At 63.5% G+C, this 22,427-nt stretch carries 22 protein-coding genes; 11 read left to right on the top strand and 11 right to left on the bottom strand.

What is annotated here, in order from left to right; genetic code table 11:
• Nucleotide 1: 1 nt before the first annotated feature.
• Genes GGD57_RS17230 through GGD57_RS17240 form a run of 3 tightly spaced genes read right to left on the bottom strand, consistent with a single transcriptional unit; the run spans nt 2 to nt 2,557 of the window.
• Nucleotides 2-571, bottom strand: coding sequence for a flavodoxin (locus GGD57_RS17230; RefSeq protein WP_184471546.1), 570 nt, complete (start codon nt 569-571; stop codon nt 2-4).
• A 2-nt stretch (nt 572-573) separates the two neighbouring features.
• Entirely contained in the window at nt 574-1,785 is a 1,212-nt protein-coding gene (locus tag GGD57_RS17235; RefSeq protein WP_184471547.1) for a (R)-mandelonitrile lyase, read from the bottom strand.
• A 31-nt stretch (nt 1,786-1,816) separates the two neighbouring features.
• Nucleotides 1,817-2,557 (bottom strand): SDR family oxidoreductase, encoded by a 741-nt coding sequence (locus tag GGD57_RS17240; protein WP_184471548.1) that lies wholly within the window; start codon nt 2,555-2,557, stop codon nt 1,817-1,819.
• Between the two features lie 209 nt (nt 2,558-2,766).
• Between GGD57_RS17240 and GGD57_RS17245 the strand changes: the two genes are divergently transcribed.
• The 3 genes from GGD57_RS17245 to GGD57_RS17255 all read left to right on the top strand — a co-directional run bounded on the left by GGD57_RS17245 (nt 2,767) and on the right by GGD57_RS17255 (nt 6,042).
• On the top strand, nt 2,767-3,660 hold the full coding sequence (locus GGD57_RS17245; RefSeq protein ID WP_184471549.1) for a LysR family transcriptional regulator: 894 nt from the start codon (nt 2,767-2,769) through the stop codon (nt 3,658-3,660).
• Between the two features lie 311 nt (nt 3,661-3,971).
• Nucleotides 3,972-4,856 (top strand): aldo/keto reductase, encoded by an 885-nt coding sequence (locus tag GGD57_RS17250; protein WP_184471550.1) that lies wholly within the window; start codon nt 3,972-3,974, stop codon nt 4,854-4,856.
• 34 nt (nt 4,857-4,890) lie between these two features.
• Nucleotides 4,891-6,042, top strand: a complete 1,152-nt coding sequence (locus GGD57_RS17255; protein WP_184471551.1) for an aldo/keto reductase — start codon at nt 4,891-4,893, stop codon at nt 6,040-6,042.
• 19 nt (nt 6,043-6,061) lie between these two features.
• On the opposite strand, the gene GGD57_RS17260 is transcribed toward GGD57_RS17255, so the two are convergent.
• The 6 genes from GGD57_RS17260 to hutI all read right to left on the bottom strand — a co-directional run bounded on the left by GGD57_RS17260 (nt 6,062) and on the right by hutI (nt 12,905).
• Nucleotides 6,062-6,691, bottom strand: coding sequence for a DnaJ domain-containing protein (locus tag GGD57_RS17260; RefSeq protein WP_184471552.1), 630 nt, complete (start codon nt 6,689-6,691; stop codon nt 6,062-6,064).
• Nucleotides 6,692-6,865: 174 nt separating this feature from the next.
• Entirely contained in the window at nt 6,866-7,441 is a 576-nt protein-coding gene (locus GGD57_RS17265; RefSeq protein WP_184471553.1) for a HutD family protein, read from the bottom strand.
• 5 nt (nt 7,442-7,446) lie between these two features.
• The gene (hutU, locus tag GGD57_RS17270) at nt 7,447-9,120 is read right to left on the bottom strand and encodes a urocanate hydratase (protein WP_184471554.1); all 1,674 of its coding nucleotides are present in this window, start codon (nt 9,118-9,120) and stop codon (nt 7,447-7,449) included.
• A 30-nt stretch (nt 9,121-9,150) separates the two neighbouring features.
• Nucleotides 9,151-9,954: an N-formylglutamate deformylase gene (gene hutG / locus GGD57_RS17275; protein WP_184471555.1), complete on the bottom strand. Its 804-nt coding sequence runs from the start codon at nt 9,952-9,954 to the stop codon at nt 9,151-9,153.
• A 156-nt stretch (nt 9,955-10,110) separates the two neighbouring features.
• A complete protein-coding gene (hutH, locus tag GGD57_RS17280; protein ID WP_184471556.1) occupies nt 10,111-11,646 on the bottom strand; it encodes a histidine ammonia-lyase in 1,536 nt (511 codons plus the stop codon).
• Nucleotides 11,643-12,905, bottom strand: a complete 1,263-nt coding sequence (gene hutI / locus GGD57_RS17285; protein ID WP_184471557.1) for an imidazolonepropionase — start codon at nt 12,903-12,905, stop codon at nt 11,643-11,645. Before hutI ends, hutH begins: the two co-directional genes overlap by 4 nt.
• Before the next feature lie 121 nt (nt 12,906-13,026).
• On the opposite strand from hutI, the gene GGD57_RS17290 reads away from it, so the two are divergent.
• Together GGD57_RS17290 and hutC (GGD57_RS17295) are read left to right on the top strand one after the other, a co-directional pair.
• Nucleotides 13,027-14,373, top strand: a complete 1,347-nt coding sequence (locus tag GGD57_RS17290; protein WP_184471558.1) for a formimidoylglutamate deiminase — start codon at nt 13,027-13,029, stop codon at nt 14,371-14,373.
• 165 nt (nt 14,374-14,538) lie between these two features.
• On the top strand, nt 14,539-15,261 hold the full coding sequence (gene hutC, locus GGD57_RS17295) for a histidine utilization repressor (RefSeq protein ID WP_184471559.1): 723 nt from the start codon (nt 14,539-14,541) through the stop codon (nt 15,259-15,261).
• Between the two features lie 33 nt (nt 15,262-15,294).
• On the opposite strand, the gene hutC (GGD57_RS17300) is transcribed toward hutC (GGD57_RS17295), so the two are convergent.
• Complete coding sequence (hutC, locus tag GGD57_RS17300; protein ID WP_097611584.1) at nt 15,295-16,050, bottom strand: histidine utilization repressor; 756 nt, start codon at nt 16,048-16,050, stop codon at nt 15,295-15,297.
• 194 nt (nt 16,051-16,244) lie between these two features.
• On the opposite strand from hutC (GGD57_RS17300), the gene GGD57_RS17305 reads away from it, so the two are divergent.
• The 5 genes from GGD57_RS17305 to GGD57_RS17325 all read left to right on the top strand — a co-directional run bounded on the left by GGD57_RS17305 (nt 16,245) and on the right by GGD57_RS17325 (nt 20,927).
• A complete protein-coding gene (locus GGD57_RS17305) occupies nt 16,245-17,087 on the top strand; it encodes a transporter substrate-binding domain-containing protein (protein ID WP_184471560.1) in 843 nt (280 codons plus the stop codon).
• Between the two features lie 105 nt (nt 17,088-17,192).
• On the top strand, nt 17,193-17,918 hold the full coding sequence (locus GGD57_RS17310) for an ABC transporter permease (RefSeq protein WP_184471561.1): 726 nt from the start codon (nt 17,193-17,195) through the stop codon (nt 17,916-17,918).
• Nucleotides 17,919-17,928: 10 nt separating this feature from the next.
• Nucleotides 17,929-18,633 carry an ABC transporter permease gene (locus GGD57_RS17315; protein WP_085739793.1) on the top strand — a complete coding sequence of 235 codons (705 nt, stop codon included), beginning with the start codon at nt 17,929-17,931 and terminating at the stop codon, nt 18,631-18,633.
• A 27-nt stretch (nt 18,634-18,660) separates the two neighbouring features.
• Complete coding sequence (locus tag GGD57_RS17320) at nt 18,661-19,437, top strand: ABC transporter ATP-binding protein (RefSeq protein ID WP_184471562.1); 777 nt, start codon at nt 18,661-18,663, stop codon at nt 19,435-19,437.
• On the top strand, nt 19,434-20,927 hold the full coding sequence (locus tag GGD57_RS17325) for an HAL/PAL/TAL family ammonia-lyase (RefSeq protein ID WP_184471563.1): 1,494 nt from the start codon (nt 19,434-19,436) through the stop codon (nt 20,925-20,927). Before GGD57_RS17320 ends, GGD57_RS17325 begins: the two co-directional genes overlap by 4 nt.
• A 12-nt stretch (nt 20,928-20,939) precedes the next feature.
• On the opposite strand, the gene GGD57_RS17330 is transcribed toward GGD57_RS17325, so the two are convergent.
• Nucleotides 20,940-21,482 (bottom strand): hypothetical protein, encoded by a 543-nt coding sequence (locus GGD57_RS17330; protein WP_184471564.1) that lies wholly within the window; start codon nt 21,480-21,482, stop codon nt 20,940-20,942.
• 145 nt (nt 21,483-21,627) lie between these two features.
• Between GGD57_RS17330 and GGD57_RS17335 the strand changes: the two genes are divergently transcribed.
• Nucleotides 21,628-22,365 carry a phosphatase PAP2 family protein gene (locus tag GGD57_RS17335; RefSeq protein WP_184471565.1) on the top strand — a complete coding sequence of 246 codons (738 nt, stop codon included), beginning with the start codon at nt 21,628-21,630 and terminating at the stop codon, nt 22,363-22,365.
• The last annotated feature ends 62 nt before the right edge of the window (nt 22,366-22,427 follow it).

Here is a 22,427-nt window from a genome sequence, read left to right on the forward strand (position 1 = left end):
GTCAGGCTGACAGCCAGCCGCGTACCTGCTCCATCGTTTTCCGCTCCTGGTCCGCCTCCATCGAGAAGGGAGGCTGCACGTCGGCGCGGGGAGCGAAAGTCCGGATGATGTCCATGCTATCTCCCAACCCGTAGCCGCCATGGGTGATGAATGGGTGGAGGATCTTGCCGGACAGGTCATGTGCCCGCAGGAATGCGCGGACCACGGAGGGCGCCGTCATCCCCCAGATCGGCAGGCCGAGGTAGATCGTGTCATACCGGCTGATATCCTCGACGGTTTGCGCGAGTTCAGGCAGGTGCCCTTCGTCGATGTCCCGGCGGGCCTGGGCGACGGTCTGCTCATAGTCCTCGGGAAACGGTATGGCGGGCTCGATCTCGAACAGCGCGGCCTGCCGGATCCTGCGGACATGGAGGGCGATGACGCGCGTGTTGCCGCTCCTGGAGAAATATGCCACCAGCGTCGAAGAGCCGCCCGCCTCCTGCGCCTGCGGAGGGTCACTCACCAGGGTAAGACCGGCCATTGCTGCAGGCAGTCCGATCAGCAAGCGCCTTCGGTCGATTTCCGCCTGCATGGCTATTCTCCTTGTGCAGGCGAGCGTTGCTCAGCGCCGCTGCCCTTGGCGTAATCGTCAGGCGACACTTTCTCCATCCAACTGACGGAGCTGCCGTCGACTGCTTCCGAGACAGCGAAATGGACCATTGGTTCAGTGCTTGCAGCGCCGTGCCAGTGCTTGACCATCGGCGGGATCCAGACCACGTCGCCGGGTTCCATCGCTTCGATCGGCCCGCCGTCTTTCTGCACCCATCCTTTTCCGGAAACGACAAACAGCGTCTGACCGAGGGGATGGGTATGCCAGGCCGTATGTGCGCCGGCGGAAAAGGAGACGGTTGCGCCACCAATACGGGCCGGGCCGTCACCCTTGTAAGCGGCCGTCACCACGACCTCACCGGTGAAGCGCTCTGCCGGACCTGCCATGGGTTCCTGACCGCGCCTGATGATCTTCATGTCCTTTGCGGCGGTCTGCGTCATGGCTGCAGTGTCGCGGGTCTCGAACACGTTTCTGAGAACCGGCACGGCGGACATTGCGCGCGGCCATCCAGCATAGAATGCGACATGGGTGACCGCTTCGGCGCTTTCCTCCCGTGTCAGGCCGCTGTCCATGGCACGGCTGGCATGGAAGGCCAGTTGGTCGGGCTGGCCGAGAGCGACAAGTGCGGCCATGGTGACCAGGCTCCGGTCGCGGGCCGACAGGTCCGGCCGCTGCCAGAGGTCGCCGAACAGAACGCGGTTGGTGAGATCGGCAAGCGCCGGCGCCGTCGGCAGGATGCCGGTGTCCACGGCGTCGCCACGCGCCGCTTCAGCTGCGGCCTCAAGCTGGATTCGGGCCGAGGCGGTGACCGGTGCGATTTTCCGCTCGTCAAAAACCTTCTCGACCTCCAAAACCGCAGAAATGGCGTTCGGCCAACCCGAATAGAAGGCGAGATGGGTGACGACTTCACCAACTTCGCCGGGCTGAACACCGTTATCGAGTGCCCTGCGGACATGGCTGCCGACCTGAGCACTCTTGCCTGTCGCGACCAGAGTGGCAATGGTCACCAGGCTCCGGTCACGGGGGCTCAGTTCCTTCCGCATCCAGAACTCGCCGAACAGCACATCATCGGTGAAATGGCCGAGCCCCGGCGCAACCTTATAGACGGCTGGCGGGGCGACGCGGCGGCTCTCCTGGGCCTCGGCGGAGGCGGCGGTGAGCGCCGAAATGGCGATGCCGGTGGCGAGCGTTTTCATGATGCTTCTCCTTTGGCGAGCCGCCAGCCGTTCAGACCTGCTGTGCTGTGGGGCGGAACAGGATCTCGTTGATGTCGACGTCATCAGGCTGGTTGATGGCAAACACCACGCAGCGGGCAAAGCTGTCGGCGGGTATGGCAACGTTCTCGTAAAAATCCTTGACGCCGGCCGCGACGTCCGCCTCGGTGATGTGGTCCGGCAGTTCCGTCTTGACGGCGCCCGGCGAGATGATCGTGCTGCGGATATTGTAGGGTTTTACCTCCTGGCGCAGCCCTTCCGAGATGACGCGGACGGCATGCTTGGTGGCGGAGTAGACGACGCCTCCCGGCCGCACCAGATGACCGGCGACAGAGGAGGTGTTGATGATATGGCCGCTCTTCTGGGCGATCATCTGCGGAAGTGCTGCGGCGATCCCGTACATCACGCCCTTGAGGTTGACATCGATCATCCGGTCCCATTCATCGACCTTCAGACGCTCGAGCGGCGAATGCGGCATCAGTCCGGCATTGTTCAGCAGGACGTCGATGCGGCCCTGCGTGTTCACCGCATGGTCTGCGAAGGACTGCAGCTGATTGCGATCGGTGACGTCAAGCTGGAACACTGCATCCTCGCCGAGAGAAAGCTCCGCAGCCAATTCCTTGAGCCTATCGAGACGACGCGCGCCAAGAACGACCTTGGCGCCTTCCTTGACAAGATGACGGGCAGTCTCCGCGCCGAGGCCACTGCTCGCGCCGGTGATCAGAACGACCTTGCCTTTGATATTGTTGCTCATTGTTGTTCCTTCCTTGGCACGCCTTCTGTGCGTGCCTGGTTGCCGGGGATCATCAGACCGGGATCATGATCCCGTTGGTCAGGTTGGGCTTCGGAGGGTTGTTTCCCGAACGTCGAGAGGGCCTCGGAGCGTTGGGATAGAAAATAGTCTTCGCTGATTGGTCCGACTAGATGCTATGATCTGCATGAACTTATGCTGAGGATTCATGAATGAAGCGGGATGAACTCGGCGATCTGGTTGCTTTCCTCACGGTGGCGGAAGAGCGAAGCTTTACGCGTGCGGCCGCCAAACTCGGCACCTCGCAATCATCGCTCAGCCATACCGTCCGCCGGCTTGAGGAGCGCCTCGGCCTAAGGCTGCTCACCCGGACTACGCGCAATGTTGCCCCGACCGAGGCCGGAGATCAGCTGGTTCTGACCTTGCGGCCGGCCTTCGACGACATTCGCAGTCGGCTGGATGTTCTCGGCACGATGCGCCACAAGCCCTCCGGCACCGTTCGCATCAGCGCGATCCGTCATGCTGCGGAGACGATCGTCATGCCGGCGGCCAAATCGCTGATGCGGGATTATCCGGATGTCAACATCGAGATCTCCGTGGAAAATCGCCTTATCGACCTGGTGGCAGAGCGCTACGATGCCGGTGTGCGCCTGGGGGAGCACGTGGAAAAGGATATGGTCGCGGTCAAGATCGGTCCCGAACTGCGCATGATCGTGGCGGGATCTCCGGATTATTTTGGGCGGCACCCGCCACCGCATACACCGCATGAGCTGACCCAGCATACGTGCATCAATCTGCGCCTGCCGACGCTTGGCGGTCTCTATGCCTGGGAGTTCGAACGAGACGGACGGCCATTGAACGTGCGCGTGAACGGGCAATTCATCTGCAATGACGTGGGAATGATCCTTGATGCGGCAGTGGATGGTCTCGGCCTGGCGTGCCTGCCGGATGATTATCTCAAGCCTCTCATTCGCCAGGGAAAGTTGATAGCGGTCCTTGAGGATTGGTCGCCGCCGTTCGCGGGCTATCATCTCTACTATCCCAGCCGGCACCTTGCGTCTCCGGCCTTTACGCTGTTGGTCGACTCCCTGCGCTACCGCACATAACGATCACAAAAAGTTCAGCCCGGCGTCAACCGCGCTTTCCGGCAACGTCATGTTGCTAAGCAATTGTTATCGTTCATCCATTTTGTGTGCGCGGATTTATGAAGCAAAAGTATAGGCCCTATCGAATTCAGCTGCCTAGTTAATAGGTTGGGACAGCGTATTTTCCGCTCGTCGCTGCCTTCAGGGAATACCTGGCCAACCGCCACGATGCGGACGATCAGGGATCGGCCTGCCAGCTCTCCCGTCCGGGCAGCGGCATGGTCCGACGCCATGAAATCGCTATTCAAGCCTGCAATGAAAGGTAACTGATCATGACGATGATCATTCTCAACAACGGCGTGCAGATGCCAGCCCTCGGTTTGGGTGTTTATCGCAGCCCGCCTGAGGAAACCACCCAAGCCGTCGACGTTGCGATCCGGACCGGCTACCGCCTCATCGACACAGCCGCTGCCTACATGAACGAGCGCGAGGTCGGCCAGGCGATTGGCCGCAGCGCGGTCGATCGGAGCGAACTGTTTGTCACGACCAAGCTCTGGATCAGCGATTACGGCTACGACGCGGCTTTGCGGGCGTTCGATGTCAGCCTCCGCAAGCTCGGGCTCGACTACCTCGATCTCTATCTTCTTCACCAACCCGTACCCACGGAGTTTGAAAACACCGTCCGTGCCTACAACGCCGCGGAAAAGCTTCTTGCTGACGGGCGGGTCCGTGCGATCGGCGTATCCAACTTCAGCATCGAGCAGCTGGACGTCCTTGCCGCCCGCTCAAATATCGTGCCGGCGGTGAATCAGGTGGAGGTGCATCCTTTCTTCACCAATCACGCCCTTGAAGAGGCGCATACGCGGCGGGGCATCGTCACGCAGGCCTGGTCGCCGCTCGGTGGTGTCAATGTTTACATGCCCGCCGATCCGAATGCCGTGTCCAACCCGCTGCAGCATCCAGACGTCAAGGCGATCGCCGACACCTATGGCTTCACGCCGGCCCAGGTCCTGCTGCGCTGGCATCTCGACAGCGGCCGGTCGGCCATTCCCAAATCCGTTCGTCCGGAGCGGATCGCCGAGAATTTCAACGTGTCCGGGTTCTCGCTGACCCCGAACGAGATCGCGGCCATCGACGCGCTCGACACCGGCAAGCGCGGTGGCCCCGAGCCGGCCAATATCAGCCCGAAAACCTATACGCTCAAGATCCCGGACTGACACGCCACCGCGAAAACCACCAATGGAGATAGGCATGACGAACAACGTGGAACTCAACCGCCGGGGCCTTTTGATCGTGGCGGGAGCCCTGGCCGCAGCGCCGCTTGCCGGGGCCGCCCAGGCGCAGACGTCATCTGCGGCAACACGCCCGGCAATCCCGGCGGGCTCGTCCGATATCGGGCGACGTAAGCTCGGAACCCTTGAAGTCTCCAGCATCGGCCTCGGCGTTCAGAATATGAGCCGGACCTACCAGCAGACGATCCCGACCCGGCCGGAGATGCACAGCATCATTCGCGCTGCGTTCGATCGTGGGGTGACCTTCTATGACGCGGCCGAAGCCTATGGTCCCCATGAAGTGGAACGAATTCTCGGCGAAGGCATCGCTCCGTTCCGCGATCAGGTCGTGGTTGCGTCGAAGTTCGGCTGGAACATCGATCTGGAAACCGGCGAGCGACGTCCAGGGCTTATCAGCCGTCCCGACCATATTAAGCAGGCCGTCGAAGGCATGCTCAAGCGCCTGGGCACGGATCGCATCGATCTCCTCTATCAGCATCGTGTCGACCCGGCCGTGCCGATCGAAGACGTCGCCGGCGCCGTCAATAATCTGAGGGCAGAAGGTAAGGTCTTGCATTGGGGCCTGTGCGAGATGGGGCTGAAGACATTGCGCCGCGCACATGCCGAACTGCCGCTGACCGCTGTCCAAAGCGAATACTCGATGCTGTGGCGTGGCCCGGAGGAAGCCGTATTGCCGACGTGCGAGGAACTCGGCATCGGCTTCGTGCCGTGGAGCCCGCTTGGCGTCGGCTTCCTGACCGGTGCCATCGATGCAAGAACGCGTTTCGCCGACGGAGACATCCGCAAGATCGAGACACGGTTCTCGCCCGAGAACTTGCCGGGCAACCTGGCGCTCGTCACGCTGCTGAAGAGCTGGGCTGAAAAGAAGAATGCCCGTCCCGGCCAGATCGCGCTGGCATGGCTGATGGCCCAGAAACCCTGGATCGTCCCAATTCCCGGCACCACCCAGATGGCCCATATGCTCGAAAACACCGGGGCGGCAACAGTTCAATTCACGCCAGCCGAGACGGCCGAACTCAATAGGGCTGTCGCGGCCATCAAGGTTGAAGGTGCCCGCTTGCCTGACGCCGTATTGGCCTATTCCGGCGTCGAAGCTCCACCGAAATCTTGAGCGGAGGCCGGAGGCTTCGTCAGCCGGTGGAGCGGTTTCTGGAGGTGTCGATCCATTCGAGATTGGTGACCGAGGCCTCCGGCAGCAGCGACGGATCGATGTCGTAGACGTAGCCGCTGAGCATGTCGGCGGCGCGTTCGGTCGCCTTGATCTTTGCCTCGGTTTCCGCGACCGCCTTGGCGATTGCTTCGATGCGGGCGCGGAACATGTGGGCGAGCACATCGCGGCCGGACTGTTTTTCGAGCCGCTCCAGATGCAGGCCGACGCGCGAGGCGTGGCGCTCCAGCTCGCTCTTGCTGAACCGCGCCTTGCGCAGTTCCTCCGACAGGCTGTCCTGCATGACGGCGACGGGATCGAAACTTCCGGGCGCGCGCTCGTCGAGCACCGCGTCGGTGACGAGCTTCTCGATGATCACAAGCGCCTGCAGCTCGGCGGCATCGGCCAATTCGACGTCATAACCGGTATCGTCGAACACCTTGCGCCGGACCGGGTCGAGAAGCAGCGCATAGGCTTTCTGAAGATTGTCGAAGGCCTGCGAATCGCCGCCCGAATCGGGGTGGGCGACCTTGGCCAGGCGCCGATAGGCGGCCTTCAGCTGGGCCTCGTCCGCATCGCGTTCAACACCGAGAATATCGTAGGGATCCGTCACGCCTGCTCCATTGCTACCCGGCACGTCCAGGCAGTCTAGGTCTTCTTCTGCATCAGCAAGGCGAAGTTTAGACCGAAAGCAGGAATGACGTCCATGGCCCGAAATCGCAATGGTCCGTGCGAACGCCCGGACCATTTTTTGATTGCCCAATTTTTTCAAGCCGTTGGGCGAAGATCAGGGCGTGGCGATCGAGACAAGATAACATCTGGCTTGGCCGTCGAGTTCCAGTGCGGTCCCGGCCGCATCCGCAATCAGCAGCGCATCGCCGGCCGAGAGCGCGCCGCTTTCGCTGTCTCGCCGGAAGGACAGTGCACCGCGATGGCAGAGCAGCAGGCATGTCGTCGACGTCAGCGGCACGGACGTGCCGCCGTCGATGTCGATGCGGATCAGCGTGTGGGCAAGGCGCGCGCGGCGCGTCATGACATTGAGATCGGTGATCGCGCCGTCCTGGAGCCTGGCGGCGACCGGAATATCCGCCGGGAAGGCGAGGGGGTCGCTTGCCGTCGTCAGCAGCGCCGGTGCGCGGCCCTCGATGTCGAGCACCATGCCGTTGCCGTCGAGAATCGCCAGCGTCCGGTCGATGCCGGGGAAGATCGAAAACGGGCCGTCCGTCGCGACCGTCGCCATGCTGACGCGCCAGTCGAAGCCGGCAAGGCCGGCATCTTCTGGCGAAACGGCGATCTCCACCGTTTCGCCGCCGCCGTTCTTCCACGGCATGCGCTTGTAATCGCCGGCGCGCAGGATCCTCACGAGGCTCAGTTCCCGAGAATGCCGGGCAGGCGCAAGCCCTTGTCCCGGGCGCAGTCGAGGGCGATCTCGTAACCGGCATCGGCGTGGCGCATGACGCCGGTCGCCGGGTCGTTCCAGAGCACCCGCTCGAGACGCTTTGCCGCATCGTCGGTGCCATCGGCGCAGATGACGACGCCGGAGTGCTGGGAAAAGCCCATGCCGACGCCGCCGCCATGGTGCAGCGATACCCAGGTGGCGCCAGACGCCGTGTTGAGCAGGGCGTTCAGCAGCGGCCAGTCGGAGACGGCGTCGGAGCCGTCCTTCATCGCTTCGGTTTCGCGGTTCGGCGAGGCGACGGAGCCCGAGTCGAGGTGATCGCGGCCGATGACGATCGGAGCGGAAAGCTCGCCGTTCCTGACCATTTCATTGAAGGCCAGAGCCAGGCGGTGACGGTCGCCGAGGCCGACCCAGCAGATACGCGCCGGCAGGCCCTGGAAGGCGATACGTTCCCTGGCCATGTCGAGCCAGTTGTGCAGGTGGGTATTGCCGGGGGTCAGTTCCCGCACCTTTGCGTCGGTCTTGTAGATATCCTCCGGGTCGCCGGACAAGGCGGCCCAGCGGAAAGGGCCGATGCCGCGGCAGAACAGCGGTCTTATATAGGCGGGCACGAAACCGGGGAAGGCGAAGGCGTTTTCGAGGCCTTCTTCCTTGGCGACCTGGCGGATGTTGTTGCCGTAGTCGAGCGTCGGGATGCCGGCATTCCAGAAGGCGATCATCGCTTCGACATGCTCGCGCATCGAAGCGCGCGCTGCCTTTTCCACCGCCTTCGGATCGCTTTCGCGCTTGGCCTTCCACTCGGCCATCGTCCAGCCCTTCGGCAGGTAGCCGTTGATCGGGTCGTGCGCCGAGGTCTGGTCGGTGACCATATCGGGGCGGATGCCGCGCCGAACCATCTCCGGCAGGATTTCGGCGGCATTACCGAGCAGGCCGACGGATTTGGCCTCACCAGCCTTGGTCCAGCGGTCGATCATTTCGAGCGCTTCGTCGAGCGTCTCGGCCTTGGCGTCGAGATAGCGGGTGCGCAGGCGGAAATCGATCGAGTCGGGATTGCATTCGACGGCGAGGCAGCAGGCGCCGGCCATGACGGCAGCGAGCGGCTGGGCGCCGCCCATGCCGCCGAGGCCGCCGGTCAGGATCCATTTGCCCTTGAGATTGCCGCCGTAGTGCTGGCGGCCGGCCTCGACGAAGGTCTCGTAGGTGCCCTGGACGATGCCCTGCGTGCCGATATAGATCCACGAACCGGCCGTCATCTGGCCGTACATGGCAAGGCCCTTCTTATCCAGCTCGTTGAAGTGGTCCCAGGTCGCCCAATGCGGTACCAGGTTGGAGTTGGCGATCAGCACCCGCGGCGCATCCTTGTGGGTGCGGAAGACGCCGACCGGCTTGCCGGATTGGACGAGCAGGGTTTCCTCCTCCGTCAGCGTCTTCAGCGTGGCGACGATGCGGTCGAAATCTTCCCAGGTGCGGGCGGCGCGGCCGATGCCGCCGTAAACGACGAGTTCGTTCGGATTTTCGGCGACATCGGGATCGAGATTGTTCATCAGCATGCGCAGCGGCGCTTCGGTCATCCAGCTCTTGGCATTGAGATCGTTGCCGCGGGGCGCGCGGATTTCGCGGATGTTATGGCGTGGATTGGTCATGACGGTTCCCCTGTTCTCAGGTTTCAATCTTCAGCGTTTCAGGCCTGGTGCGATCTGTTCGAGGCGCACCAGAATGTCTTTGAGATGGATGCGAAGCCGGTCCGCCTTAACGCTGTCATAGGCGAAGGGCGGCGTCTCGGTCTGCAGATGGGTCGATTGCGCGAGTTCCATCTGGATGGCATGCACGCCGGTCTCGGGCCGACCATAATGGCGTGTCGTCCAGCCGCCTTTGAAGCGGCCGTTGAGCACACTGTCGTAACCTTGCGCCGCTTGCGTGACGGTCAGCGTCGCCTGCTCGATGGCGCCATCGCAGGTCTTGCCCATATCGGTGCCGATATTGAAATCCGGCAGCTTGCCTTCGAAGAGGAAGGGAATATGCGAGCGGATCGAGTGGCAATCATAGAGAATCGCCACACCATGGATTGCCCTGACGCGCTCGATCTCGGCGGCAAGGGCGGCATGATAGGGCGCGTGAAAATCCTTGAGCCGCGCCGCGATATCGGCCTCGTCAGGCGCCTGCCCATCCTTCCAAATCGCCTTGCCGTCGAAGTCCGTTTCAGGGACGAGGCCGGTGGTGTTCTGGCCGGGATAGAGGCTGACACCAGCCGGATCGCGGTTGGCGTCGATCACATAGCGATGGAAGGTGGCACGCACGGTCGTGACATCGTCGAGCAGGCCGTCATAGAGATGGTGGATGTGCCAGTCGGTATCGGCGAGGATCCGGCCATTGTCGTTGAGGCGATCGGCGATGTCAGCCGGCACCTCGGTGCCGGTATGGGGGAAGCCGAGGATGATGGGCGAGGTGCCCTGGCGGGTTTCGTATGGTGCGGTCATTAAAACCCCTCCCCAACCCCTCCCCACAAGGGGGAGGGGCTTAACCTGCGGCTCCCGCTGCATTCAATCTTGAACGCAGAGCGTGCGGCTAGCCTTAGCCCCTCCCCCTTGTGGGGAGGGGTTGGGGAGGGGACTTTTTCCTTCGCCATCATCATCTCAGTTCTCCAAAACCGGCAAAATGCCATTCGAAACCGAGCCGTTCAGCGCCCCCGTCGACACCAGTTCGGCGGCGGCGGCGAGATCCCCTGCCATGTAGCGGTCGGTCTCGAGACTCGGCACCTTGGCGCGGATCGCGGCGATCGCCTTGCCAAGCTCCGGGCTCGTCGACAGCGGCGCGCGCAATTCGACGCCCTGGGCAGCCGTCAGCGCTTCGATGCCGATGATGGCGAACAGGTTTTCGGTCATGCCGAGCAGGCGGCGGGCGCCGTGGCAAGCCATGGAGACATGGTCTTCCTGGTTGGCCGAGGTCGGCGTCGAATCGACCGAGGCCGGGTGCGACATCTGCTTGTTCTCCGACATCAGCGCCGCCGAGGTGACCTCGGCGATCATCAGGCCGGAGTTCAGGCCCGGCTTCTTGGCGAGGAAGGCCGGCAGGCCGTAGGAGAGGGTGGGGTCGACCAGCAGCGCGATGCGGCGCTGCGAGATGGCGCCGATTTCGCAGACGGCGAGCGCGATCTGGTCGGCGGCGAAGGCGACGGGTTCGGCGTGGAAATTGCCGCCCGAGACGACGGAATTGTCCGAGAGCACCAGCGGATTGTCGGTGACCGCGTTGGCTTCGATCTCCAGCGTGCGGGCGACCGAGCGCAGGAGATCGAGGCAGGCGCCGTCGACCTGCGGCTGGCAGCGGATGCAATAGGGATCCTGCACCCGCTCGTCGCCCTCGATATGGCTCTGGCGGATGACCGATTGTTCGAGCAGGGCGCGAAGGGCTGCTGCCGTGTCGATCTGGCCCTTATGGCCACGCAGCGTATGAATGTCCGGATGGAAGGGCGCAGAGGAGCCCATGGCGGCATCGGTGGACATGGCGCCGGTGATGAGGGCCGCCTGGGCGGCGCGATGGGCGCGGAAGAGGCCGGCGAGCGCCAGGGCTGTCGAGGTCTGGGTGCCGTTGATCAGCGCCAGGCCTTCCTTGGCGGCGAGCACGACCGGTTTCAGCCCGGCTCTTTCCAGAGCTTCGGCCCCGGAGAGGCGTTCGCCGGCGAAGAAGGCTTCGGCCTCGCCCATCATCACCGCCGCCATATGGGCGAGCGGCGCCAGGTCGCCGGAGGCGCCGACCGAGCCCTTTTCCGGGATCAGCGGGATGACGCCCTTATCAAGCATGCCTTCGATCAGCCGCACCAGCTCCAGCCGCACGCCGGAGGCGCCGCGCCCGAGCGAAACCAGCTTCAGCGCCATGATCAGCCGCACGATATTCTCCGGCAGCGGCGCGCCGACGCCGCAGCAATGCGACAGGATGAGATTGCGCTGCAGGGTGGCGACATCGGCGCTGTCGATCTTGATCGAGGCGAGTTTGCCGAAACCGGTGTTGATGCCATAGACCGGGGCATTGCCGGCGGCGATCTCGGCGATGCGGGCGGCGGCCTTGTTTATGCCGGCATCGAAGGTGGGATCGAGCCTTGCCGGCGCACCCGTCCAATAGATGATTTCCAGATCCTTGAGCGAGACGGAGCCCGGGTGGAGCGTAATGGTCATCGGCCGTTCCTTTCGCCCTTGAAGAGGCGTGCGTGAAGTGGGTTGAAGCCGATGCGGTAGACGAGCTCGGCGAGGCTTTCGACATTCCAGACGGCGAGGTCGGCGGACTTGCCGGCTTCGAGCGTGCCGGTCGTGGCGATGAGACCGAGTGCCCGGGCACCCTCGCGGGTGGCGCCGGCGATGCATTCCTCGACGGTCAGGCCGAACAGCGTCGCCGACATGTTCATGGTCAGCAGCATCGAGGTGAGCGGCGAGGTGCCGGGGTTGCAATCGGTGGCGATCGCGATCGGCACGCCCGCTTGGCGCAGCGCTTCCACCGGCGGCTTCTGCTTCTCATGGATAGCGTAGAAGGCGCCGGGCAGCAGCACGGCGACGGTGCCGGCCGCCGCCATGGCGGCAACGCCGTCTTCGTCGAGATATTCCAGATGATCGGCCGAAAGCGCGCCGTAGGAGGCTGCGAGCCTGGCGCCGCCGAGATTGGAGAGCTGCTCGGCATGCAGCTTGATCGGCAGGCCGAGCGCCTTTGCCTTGTCGAAGACGCGGGCGATCTCGGCCGTGGAAAAGGCGATGCCTTCACAGAAGCCGTCGACGGCATCGGCCAGGCCGAGATTATACATGTCGTCGAGGCCGGGCAGCACGACATCATCGAGATAGTCGCCGTTGCGGCCCTTGTATTCCACCGGCGTCGCATGGGCGCCGAGATAGCTGGTGGCGACGCGCACCGGCCTGATATGGCCGAGCAGGCGGGCGCTTTGCAGCATCTTCACTTCGCCGGCCCGGTTCAGCCCGTAGCCGGACTTCACTTCGATCGTCGTGACGCCTTCGGCAAGCAGCGTATCGAGCCGCGGCAGCGCCTCGGCGACCAGTTCTTCGACCGACAGCGCATTGGTCGCCTTGACAGAGGAAACGATGCCGCCGCCGGCACGGGCGATGTCTTCATAGGTGGAGCCGGCAAGGCGCATCTCGAATTCGCGGGCGCGGTTGCCGCCGTGAACGATATGGGTGTGACAGTCGACGAGGCCGGGGGTGACCCAGCGGCCTTCGAGATCGACGATCTCGGACCGTTCGATGGCGGCTGCCGGCAGGTCGCTTTCGGCGCCGGCAAAGGCGATGCGGCCGTTTTCGATCAGCACGGCGCCCTTTTCGACAATGCCGAGCCCCGCTTTGTCAGGGGCAAGCGTGGCGAGCCGCGCATTGCGCCAAAGCGCCGGCCTGGCGTCGGCGGATGGGCTTCCTTCTGAAAAATTGTTCCCGGTCATCAGCTTTGCGCCTTTCCTTATGCCAAAACATGTATATACATAATCAACAGGTGACAAGAGAAATTTTGCGCGCTTTTCTGGAAAAGAAAGATAGGCGGCGCGGCAGGAGGAGAAGAAGGCCATGACCACACTTCACGCAGAGACGGCGCTGACCCCGCAAGGCTGGCAGAAGAATGTGCGGCTGACGGTTGAGGCCGGGCGCATCGCCCGCGTCGAGCCGGGTGTTGCCGCAGCACCCGGCGATGAACGCCATGCTCTCCTTGTTCCCGCCATGGGCAACCTGCACAGCCATGCCTTCCAGCGGGCGATGGCCGGTCTTGCCGAAGTGCGCGGGCCGGCCAATGACAGCTTCTGGAGCTGGCGCACGGTCATGTACAAGTTTGCCCTGGCGATGACGCCTGAGCATGTCGAGGCGGTCGCCGCCAAGCTCTATGCGGAGATGCTGGAGGCGGGTTTTTCCCGCGTCGGCGAATTCCACTATCTCCATCATGACCGGGATGGCGGCGCCTATGCCAATATCGCCGAGCTTGCCGAACGCATCGGTGCTGCGAGCGCGGAGACCGGTATCGGCCTGACGCTGCTGCCCGTCTTCTATGCTCATTCCGGCTTCGGCGGTGCTGCGCCGATCGACGGCCAGCGGCGCTTCGTCAATTCGCTCGATAGCTTCGAAAGGCTGATGGAGGGATGCCGGGCGGTGACCGGCCGGCTCGACGGCGCCGAACTCGGGCTGGCGCCGCACAGCCTGCGCGCCGCAACCCCCGAGCAACTGGCAAGGCTGGTGCCGATGGCGGGCGACGGCCCCATCCATATCCATGTCGCCGAACAGGTGAAGGAGGTCGAGGACTGCGTCGCCTGGTCGGGCGCGCGGCCGGTGCAGTGGCTGCTCGATCATATGTCTGTGGACGAACGCTGGTGCTTGATCCATGCGACGCACATGACCGAGGACGAGACGCGGCGGATGGCGAAGAGCGGGGCGATTGCCGGCCTCTGCCCGATCACCGAAGCCAATCTCGGCGACGGCGCCTTTGCCGCGCCGCTCTTCCTCGAAGAGGGCGGGCGTTACGGCATCGGCTCGGATTCCAATGTGCTGATCTCCGTGCCGGAGGAACTGCGCCAGCTCGAATATTCGCAGCGCCTGGCGCTGCGCGCCCGCAATGTCGTGGCAGCCCTCGGTGGTTCGACGGCGCTTTCGCTGTTCACCCACGCCCTTGCCGGCGGCGGTGCTGCGCTGAAAGCGCCGGCCGGTCTTGCAGAGGGCCATCACGCCGATCTCGTTTCGCTCGATACGTCGGCCGTTCCCTATCTCTCGGGTGACCAGATCCTCGATCACTGGCTGTTTGCCGGCGGCATTTCCGTTGATTGCGTCTGGGCACGCGGCCGCAAGCAGGTGGAAGGCGGTCGCCATCGCGAGCGCGACGCCATCGACCGGCGTTTCCTCGCTGCGATGGGCGAATTGCTCGCGGCCTGAAAAAGCACTTTTCCTTTCAAGGCATTCGATCTAAAGCGCGTCGCGATCTTTCAGATTCGCTTCTCGTGCTTTAGGTCTTTGTTTTTACGCATGTCGTTATCGCAAAACCGCTGCACATTTTTGCACGACATGCTCTAGAGCGGGGAGACCAATCGGAACGTGGCGATGAACCAAAGCAGGGATCTCACCTTGCACCAGCGTATCCTCAGTGAGATCGAGGGCCGTATCGTCTCGGGCGAATGGCCGCCGGGGCATCGTATTCCCTTCGAGGTCGATCTCGCCACGCAGTATGACTGCTCGCGCATGACGGTGAACAAGGTGCTGACCCAGCTCGCCAAGGCCGGGCTGATCGAGCGCCGCAAGAAATCCGGCAGCTTCGTCACCCAGCCGCAGGCGCAATCGGCCGTTCTCGAAATCCACGACATCAAGGCCGAGGTGCAGTCGCTGAACCTGCCCTATTCCTATGCCGTTTCCAGGAAGGCGAGCCGCAAGGCCAGGGCGGAAGACAGAAGCCGGCTGGAACTGCCGGTGGCGTCCTCGGTCGTCGAGGTGGTCTGCATCCACAATGCCGGGGCGCGGCCCTTCTGTCTGGAGGAGAGACTGATCAGTCTTGAAACCGTGCCTGAGGCCGCCGATGCCGATTTTCTGACGGTGGCGCCGGGACCGTGGCTGCTCAACCAGGTGCCGTGGAGCACGGCTGAACACCGGATTCATGCCGTTTCCGCCAATGCCGAACTGGCCGCCGCCCTCGACATTGCGCGCAACACCGCCTGCCTGGTGGTCGAACGCCGCACCTGGAGCGGTGCCGGCCCGGTGACCCATGTGCGCTTCACCTATCCCGGTGATCGCCACGCGCTGGTGGCGCGTTTCACGCCGGCATCGCAATAGTCGCTATGTTCCATATACAACATGGCGATGTTTTCACTCTTCGAACATCTTGCCGCTGCGCGCTTCCAGCCGGTAGCGATAGCCGGGATAGACGAGGCGGGCGGTCGACACCACCTGTTTTGCCGACCATGTGCGCCGGCGGATCGTCAGGCACGGCTCGGTCTTTAGGATGGTCAGCAGCTTGCATTCCCAGGCCTGCGGCATTGCCGCCTCCACAACGTGTTCGGAGCCGCTGAGCGGGGCGGCGGCCGTCAGATAGGCATTCGGTGTCAGCGTGGTGAAATCCTGGTCGAGATATTCGGGAGCGGCCTCCGGATGGACGAAGCGGTCCTCGATCTGCACCGGAACGCCGTTTTCGCTGTGGACGATCAGCGAGTGGAAAACCGCCGCGCCGATTTCAAGTTCGAGCGCGTCGGCGATCTCGGGAGAGGCCGTTTCCCGGGCGAGCACGACGACGGAAGCCTCATGGATATGGCCGCGTTCGGCGATTTCCTCGGCGATGTTGCGGACCTCGAACAGGGCCGAATAACCCTTGCGCTCGGCGACGAAGGAGCCGACGCCCTGGATGCGGACGAGTTCGCCCTCATTGGCGAGTTCGCGCAGCGCCCGGTTGGCGGTCATCTTGCTGACGCCGAGTTCGACGACCAGCTCGTTTTCCGACGGCACGCGGTATTTCGGCGGCCATTCGCCGCTGTGGATGCGGTCGAGGATCACCTGCTTGACGCCGGCATAAAGCGGCGTGCTATCATTTTCCGCCAGCTCGCGCTTCATCTCCCCGGAACGCTTCATTGCCTATTCCTTTTGCACGAATGGAATTCGCCGCATTAACCGACTTTCCTCTTGCATATCACAAAATATCTCATATGGTACCATATACAACCTCCCAATCGGTCCTGGACACAGAAATAGGATAGAAAGGGCAAGCCGGCGAAGATCGGCGTGGTGCCGCAAGGTCTGTTTCAACTCCAGAGGAGAATTCATCAATGAAATTCAGCACAATCCTGTTTTGCGGCGTCGCCGCTCTTTCCGCCTTCGCAGCACCCGCATTCGCCAAGGACTGGACGAAGGCGACCATCACGCTCGAAGGCGCCTATGCGCCGTGGAACCTCACCAATGCCGACGGTACGCTCGGCGGCTTCGAGCCGGAGCTTGCCAAGGTGCTGTGCGAACGCGCCAAGATCGAATGCACGCTTGTTGCTTCCGACTGGGACGGCATGATCCCCGCGCTCAATGCCGGCAAGTTCGATGTCATCATGGATGCTCTGTCCATCACTGACGAGCGCAAGCAGGTGATCGGCTTCACCATTCCCTATGCCGCCACCCCTGCTGCCTTCGCCACCGCCAAGGACAGCCCGCTCGCCAAGGCCGCCGGCACCGGCGCCACCATCAAGATGACGCCCGGCCAGACCGGCGTGAAGGAAATCGATGCGCTGAAGGCCGCCTTCAAGGGCAAGACGATCGGCATCCAGGCAGCGACCGTCTACGCCAAGTTCGTCTATGACAATTTCGGCGACATTGCCGAGATCCGCGAATACAAGACCGGCGCCGACCGCGACCTCGACCTGCAGAACGGCCGCATCGACCTCGGCTTCGACGATGCCGTCTATTTCGCCAACGCTTTCAAGTCCGCCAACGATACGCTTGATTTCACCGGTCCGGAGATCGTCGGCTCGATCTGGGGCGAGGGCGAAGGCCTCGGCATTCGCCAGGCCGATACGGACCTGCGCGACAAGTTCAACGAGGCGATCAAGTCGGCGCTTGCCGACGGCACCGTCAAGAACCTGTCGATGAAGTGGTTCAAGGTCGACGTCAGCCCGCAGCAATAAGCGTTTCGGCCTTCCGGCCGCAAACACCTGTCTCCGGCTTTGTGGCCGGAGACAGCATGTTATTGTCAATCCACAAAACACTGCCGCGGACGGGGAACGGACGATATGGCAAGTTTGGAACTGCTTGGCTTCGGCTCGACCGGATGGGGCGCGCTGCTCATTCTCGCCACCTTGATGACGCTGGCCGTCACGGCGACGGCGCTGGCGATCGGCGCGGTGCTCGGCGCAATCGTCGCGGCGGCAAAACTCTCGGGCAACCCTTTCCTCGTCGCCTTCGGCAATGTCTATACGACCGTGTTTCGCGGCGTGCCGGAGCTGCTGATCATCTATCTCATCTATTTCGGCGGCTCCTCGGCCGTCACCTCGATCGGCAAGGCGATGGGCTATGAGGGCTTCCTCGGCCTGCCTTCCTTTGCCGCCGGCGCGCTTGCCGTCGGCATCATCTCCGGCTCCTATCAGGCGGAGGTGTTCCGCGGCGCCTTCCTCGCCATCTCCAAGGGCGAGCTCGAAGCGGCCTCGGCGATCGGCATGCATCGCGGCCTGCGCTTTCGCCGCATCATCATGCCGCAGGTGCTGCGGCTGGCCATTCCCGGCCTCGGCAATGTCTGGCAGCTCAGCCTCAAGGATTCGGCGCTGATCTCCGTCACCGGCCTTGCCGAACTGATGCGCACCAGCCAGGTGGCGGCGGGCTCGACCCGGCAGTATTTCCTGTTCTTCATTGCGGGCGGCTGCCTCTATCTGATCCTGACCAGCCTTTCCGACCGCATCTTCAACGGTGCCGAACGCCGGGCCAACCGCAGCATGCCGGCATCGGCCATGGGCCAGGCGTAAGGAGGCGACGATGGATTTCACCTTTCTTGCTTCGACCATGGTGACGCTGCTGAAGGCGGTGCCGACGACGCTGATCCTGTTTTCGCTGTCGATCTTCTTCGGCGGCCTGCTCGCCCTCGTCATCGTCTCGATGCGGGTCAGCGGCAACAGAGTGCTTTCGGGCTTCGCCAAAGGCTATATCTTCGTCTTCCGCGGCTCGCCGCTGCTGATCCAGATGTTCCTGGTGTTTTACGGCCTCGGCCAGTTCGGCGTCATCCGCTATTCCTTCCTGTGGCCGTTCCTGCGCGAGCCGATGGTCTGCGCCATCCTGTCGCTGGCGCTCTGCACCGCCGGTTACACGGCGGAGATCTTTCGCGGCGGCATCCGCGCCGTCTCGCCGAAGGAGATCGAGGCGGCGCGCTCGATCGGCATGTCCGGCTTCCTGCTGGTGCGCCGCATCCTGGCGCCGATCGCCTTCCGCCACGCGCTGCCGGCCTATTCCACCGAGATCGTGCTGATGATGAAGTCGACGGCGCTCGCAAGTCTCGTCACCGTCTGGGAGGTCACCGGTGTCGCCCAGCGGCTGATCTCGCAGACTTACCGCACGATGGAAGTCTTCCTCTGTGCGGCGATCATCTATCTCGTGCTGAACTTCATCATCCTGCAGGGCATGGCCCTGCTCGAATATTCGCTGTCCCGACACCGCCGCGCGGCCCCGCAGCCGCTGAAGGCATAGGCAGTTTTTGACCTGATTGGAGCAATCATGCCAGGCGTTACCCGACTTTCGGTCCGCAATATCCGCAAGAGCTTCGGCACGCACGAGGTCCTGCGCGGCATTTCCCTCGATGCAGAGGATGGCGATGTGATCTCGCTGCTCGGCGCCTCCGGCTCCGGCAAATCGACGTTCCTGCGCTGCATCAACATGCTCGAAACCGCCAGCGACGGCGAGATCTGGGTCGACGGCGAGCATATTGAAATGGTTCACAAAAACGGCAAGACAAAGCCGGCCAGCCAGAAGCAGGTAGATCATATCCGCTCCGAACTCGGCATGGTGTTCCAGTCCTTCAATCTCTGGTCCCATATGACCATCCTGCAGAACGTCATCGAAGGTCCCGTTCACGTGCTGAAGCGGCCGCGCGCCGATTGCATCGCCGAGGCCGAGGCGCTGCTCGAAAAGGTCGGCATCGCAGACAAGCGCCATGCCTATCCCGCCCATCTCTCCGGCGGCCAGCAGCAGCGCGCGGCCATCGCCCGCGCGCTGGCGATGAAACCGAAGGTCATGCTCTTCGACGAGCCGACCTCGGCGCTCGATCCGGAACTTGTCGGCGAGGTGCTGCGTGTCATGCGCGCGCTTGCCGAGGAGGGCATGACCATGCTCGTCGTCACCCATGAGATGAGCTTTGCCCGCAACGTCTCGAACCGCGTCGTCTTCATGCGCCAGGGGCTGATCGAAAGCAGCGGCAAGCCGGAGGAAATGTTCACCAGCGGCGCCACGCCCGCCTTCCGACAGTTCATCGGCCATTTCGGAAGCGGCCAATGACCATCACGATCGATCAGGTGCTGACCTGGCGCGACGTCGCGCGCGTCGGGGCAGGGGAGGCGCTTGCGCTGTCGCCGGCCGCCTGGGCGCGGGTCGAGCAGGCAAGCCGTATCGTCGCCAGCATCGTTGAAACAGGCGTGCGCGCCTATGGCGTCAACACCGGCGTCGGGGCGCTTGCCGATACCGTCGTCGATCGCGCCTCGCAGAGCCTGTTGTCGCGCAGCATCGTGCTGAGCCACGCCTGCGGCGTCGGCCCGTTGCTCGATGCCCGCGCGGTGCGCGCCATCATCGCCGCCCAGATCGCCAATTTCGCCCATGGCCATTCCGGCGTGCGGCGCGAGATCGTCGAGCATCTCACTGCCCTGCTGGCGCATGATTGCATTCCCGACGTGCCGTCCAAGGGCTCGGCGGGCTACCTCACCCATAATGCCCATACGGCGCTCGTCCTGATCGGCGAAGGCAGCGCCACGTTCGGCGGCCAACGTCTGAGCGGCCGCCAGGCACTTGCCGCGATCGGCCTCGAGCCGCTGGTGCTCGGCGCCAAGGAGGGGCTGAGCCTCGTCAACGGCACGGCCTGCGCCACCGGTTTGACCGCCACCGCACTTTTGCGTGCCGAACGGCTGCTCGACTGGGCCGATGCCATCGCGGCGCTGACGCTGGAAGCGGCAGGCTGCCAGATCGCTGCCTTCGACGCGGCGGTGCTGAAGCTGCGCCCGTCCGCCGGCATCGAAAAGGTCGGAACGACGCTGCGCGCGCGCCTCCAGGGCAGTGGCCTTGTCGCCGCCGCTTTCGGCCGGCGCACTCAGGATGCGCTCAGCCTGCGGTCGGTGCCGCATGCCCATGGCGCTGCCCGCGACGTCTTCGACAATTCCGCCCGCATCGCCGATCAGGAGCTGGTCTCGGTGACCGACAATCCGGCTGTCTCAGGCACGCCGGAGCAGCCGATCGTTTCCTCCGAGGCGCATGCCGTCGCCCCGGCGCTCGGGCAGGCGGCCGACAGCCTCGCCATTGCGCTGGCACAGATCGGCGCGATCAGCGAAAGGCGCATGGACCGGCTCGTCAATCCGCTGGTCAGTGGCCTGCCGCCGTTTCTGGCAAGCGACGCCGGCAGCCATTCCGGCTTCATGATCGCCCAATATACCGCAGCGGCGCTCAGCAACGAGAACCGCCGCCTTGCCGCGCCCGCGGCCATGGATGGCGGCCTGACCTCCGGCCTGCAGGAGGATTTCCTCGCCCATCCGACAGCCGCCGCCGGCAAGCTGCTCGCGGTCATCGACAATGCCGAATATATCCTGGCGATCGAATTGATGGCCGCCGCCCAGGCGCATGATTTCCTGGCGGCGACGGCGCCGCGGGCGGTGGGAACGGATCTTGTCTATCAGGCCGTGCGGGAGCGTATCTCCCACTATGGCGACGAGCGGCCGCTCAACGGCGATATCGAATCCGTCCGCAGCCTGATCCGCGAGACTGCCCCGCCACCGATGGATTGATCGGGCAGACCGTCAGAACGGCTTGCTGGTGTCGGAATCCTGCTTCGGCTTTCCGATGGCTTCGAGGCGCTTGAGGCATTGGGCGAAGGTGGGGTAGAGCTGGTCCACCCGCGAGAGCGGCAGCGTCCAGTCGCCTTCGTCGCCGGCAAAGGTCAACTGCACGTCAGGGGTTCCTGAAAAGGAATTCTTGATGATCTTCTTCAGCCCGCCGCTTCCCTTGCTCGCCGGCGGCCAGAGGCGAAGCGTGGTCTTATCGAAGAATTCGGCGGCAACGACTTTCGTCACATTGCGATCGGTCAGCGTCACCTCGGTCGTGGTGCCGGCCGGAATGTCCCAGCTGTTCTTTGCCACCAGCCAGAAGGTTTCGGTGGCGCTCTGGCGAAATTCGACGGTCTTGCCGATCTCGCTGTTCCACAGCAGCCGGCAATAGGGAGGGCTCTCGCTCGCATAGCCGACCGACCATTGTCTTGCGTCGCCCATCCATTCGGTCTCGCCAAGGGCTGCGACCGGCTGCAGCACGGCTGCCATCAGAACCATCGCGGTCAGAATTTTCATCGCGAAACCATCTCCAGGACAATCGCTCCAGCCATAACAAAAGAAGGTTGAGCTTTTGCTACCGGGCACCAAGGTCTTGAATTTGCGGCTCACCTTGCCGATCTGGCGATGAAGGAGACGGTGTGAAGGGAGTTCGACGGCAGCGATGAGCGAGGTTCAACGACGCGGATTTTTGGCGAGGCTCACCGCATATGAGCCGCTGACGCTGATCACACTGGCATGCGTTGCCGGTGGATTGTTCGTGCTGCAGCGGCTGACGAGCGAGGTGCTCGAGGGCGAGACCTTTGGTTTCGACAAGGCCATCCTGCTGGCGCTGAGACATCAGGGCGAACTTGGCGTGCCGATCGGTCCCGCCTGGCTGACCCATGCCGTCAGCGATATCACCAGCCTCGGTGGCGTCACCGTGCTGACGCTGATGACCGTTCTCGTCACCGTCTATCTCCTGCTCGACCGCCGCTGGCCGATCGCGATCTTCGTCTTTTCCTCGGTGTTATCGGGATGGTTGGCGAGCACGCTCCTGAAGATCCTGATCGCCCGGCCGCGTCCCGATATCGTGCCGCATCTCGTCGAGGTCAGCGATCTCAGCTTTCCCTCCGGGCACGCCATGGTCTCGGCGGTGACCTATCTGACGCTCGGCGCCTTGCTGGCGCGCACCCAGCGTTACCGCGCGACGCGGATCTTCGTGATCGGCGCCGGCGTCTTCCTGGCCGTCATCATCGGGCTCAGCCGGATCTATCTCGGGGTTCATTATCCGACCGACGTTCTCGCCGGGTGGTGCGCCGGGGCGCTGTGGGCGCTCGGCTGCTGGCTGATTTCGAAACGGTTCGTCCCGAGCCGCGCTCCCGACGCTTCTGCCGAAGCTGAAAACGACGACGGCAGATAGCGCTTCCACATTCTACGCAACTGGCGGGTGAACTCGACGCCGCCTGCCAACAATAATGAGTA

The organism is Rhizobium esperanzae, from assembly GCF_014197615.1.
Taxonomy (GTDB): domain Bacteria; phylum Pseudomonadota; class Alphaproteobacteria; order Rhizobiales; family Rhizobiaceae; genus Rhizobium; species Rhizobium esperanzae_A.

Bases quoted from the DNA above. Each gene is read 5' to 3' on its own strand.
- GGD57_RS17230 (WP_184471546.1), bottom strand. From the start codon at position 571: ATGCAGGCGGAAATCGACCGAAGGCGCTTGCTGATCGGACTGCCTGCA.
- GGD57_RS17235 (WP_184471547.1), bottom strand. From the start codon at position 1,785: ATGAAAACGCTCGCCACCGGCATCGCCATTTCGGCGCTCACCGCCGCC.
- GGD57_RS17240 (WP_184471548.1), bottom strand. From the start codon at position 2,557: ATGAGCAACAATATCAAAGGCAAGGTCGTTCTGATCACCGGCGCGAGC.
- GGD57_RS17245 (WP_184471549.1), top strand. From the start codon at position 2,767: ATGAAGCGGGATGAACTCGGCGATCTGGTTGCTTTCCTCACGGTGGCG.
- GGD57_RS17250 (WP_184471550.1), top strand. From the start codon at position 3,972: ATGACGATGATCATTCTCAACAACGGCGTGCAGATGCCAGCCCTCGGT.
- GGD57_RS17255 (WP_184471551.1), top strand. From the start codon at position 4,891: ATGACGAACAACGTGGAACTCAACCGCCGGGGCCTTTTGATCGTGGCG.
- hutU (WP_184471554.1), bottom strand. From the start codon at position 9,120: ATGACCAATCCACGCCATAACATCCGCGAAATCCGCGCGCCCCGCGGC.
- hutG (WP_184471555.1), bottom strand. From the start codon at position 9,954: ATGACCGCACCATACGAAACCCGCCAGGGCACCTCGCCCATCATCCTC.
- hutH (WP_184471556.1), bottom strand. From the start codon at position 11,646: ATGACCATTACGCTCCACCCGGGCTCCGTCTCGCTCAAGGATCTGGAA.
- hutI (WP_184471557.1), bottom strand. From the start codon at position 12,905: ATGACCGGGAACAATTTTTCAGAAGGAAGCCCATCCGCCGACGCCAGG.
- GGD57_RS17290 (WP_184471558.1), top strand. From the start codon at position 13,027: ATGACCACACTTCACGCAGAGACGGCGCTGACCCCGCAAGGCTGGCAG.
- hutC (WP_184471559.1), top strand. From the start codon at position 14,539: ATGAACCAAAGCAGGGATCTCACCTTGCACCAGCGTATCCTCAGTGAG.
- hutC (WP_097611584.1), bottom strand. From the start codon at position 16,050: ATGAAGCGTTCCGGGGAGATGAAGCGCGAGCTGGCGGAAAATGATAGC.
- GGD57_RS17305 (WP_184471560.1), top strand. From the start codon at position 16,245: ATGAAATTCAGCACAATCCTGTTTTGCGGCGTCGCCGCTCTTTCCGCC.
- GGD57_RS17310 (WP_184471561.1), top strand. From the start codon at position 17,193: ATGGCAAGTTTGGAACTGCTTGGCTTCGGCTCGACCGGATGGGGCGCG.
- GGD57_RS17315 (WP_085739793.1), top strand. From the start codon at position 17,929: ATGGATTTCACCTTTCTTGCTTCGACCATGGTGACGCTGCTGAAGGCG.
- GGD57_RS17320 (WP_184471562.1), top strand. From the start codon at position 18,661: ATGCCAGGCGTTACCCGACTTTCGGTCCGCAATATCCGCAAGAGCTTC.
- GGD57_RS17325 (WP_184471563.1), top strand. From the start codon at position 19,434: ATGACCATCACGATCGATCAGGTGCTGACCTGGCGCGACGTCGCGCGC.
- GGD57_RS17330 (WP_184471564.1), bottom strand. From the start codon at position 21,482: ATGAAAATTCTGACCGCGATGGTTCTGATGGCAGCCGTGCTGCAGCCG.
- GGD57_RS17335 (WP_184471565.1), top strand. From the start codon at position 21,628: ATGAGCGAGGTTCAACGACGCGGATTTTTGGCGAGGCTCACCGCATAT.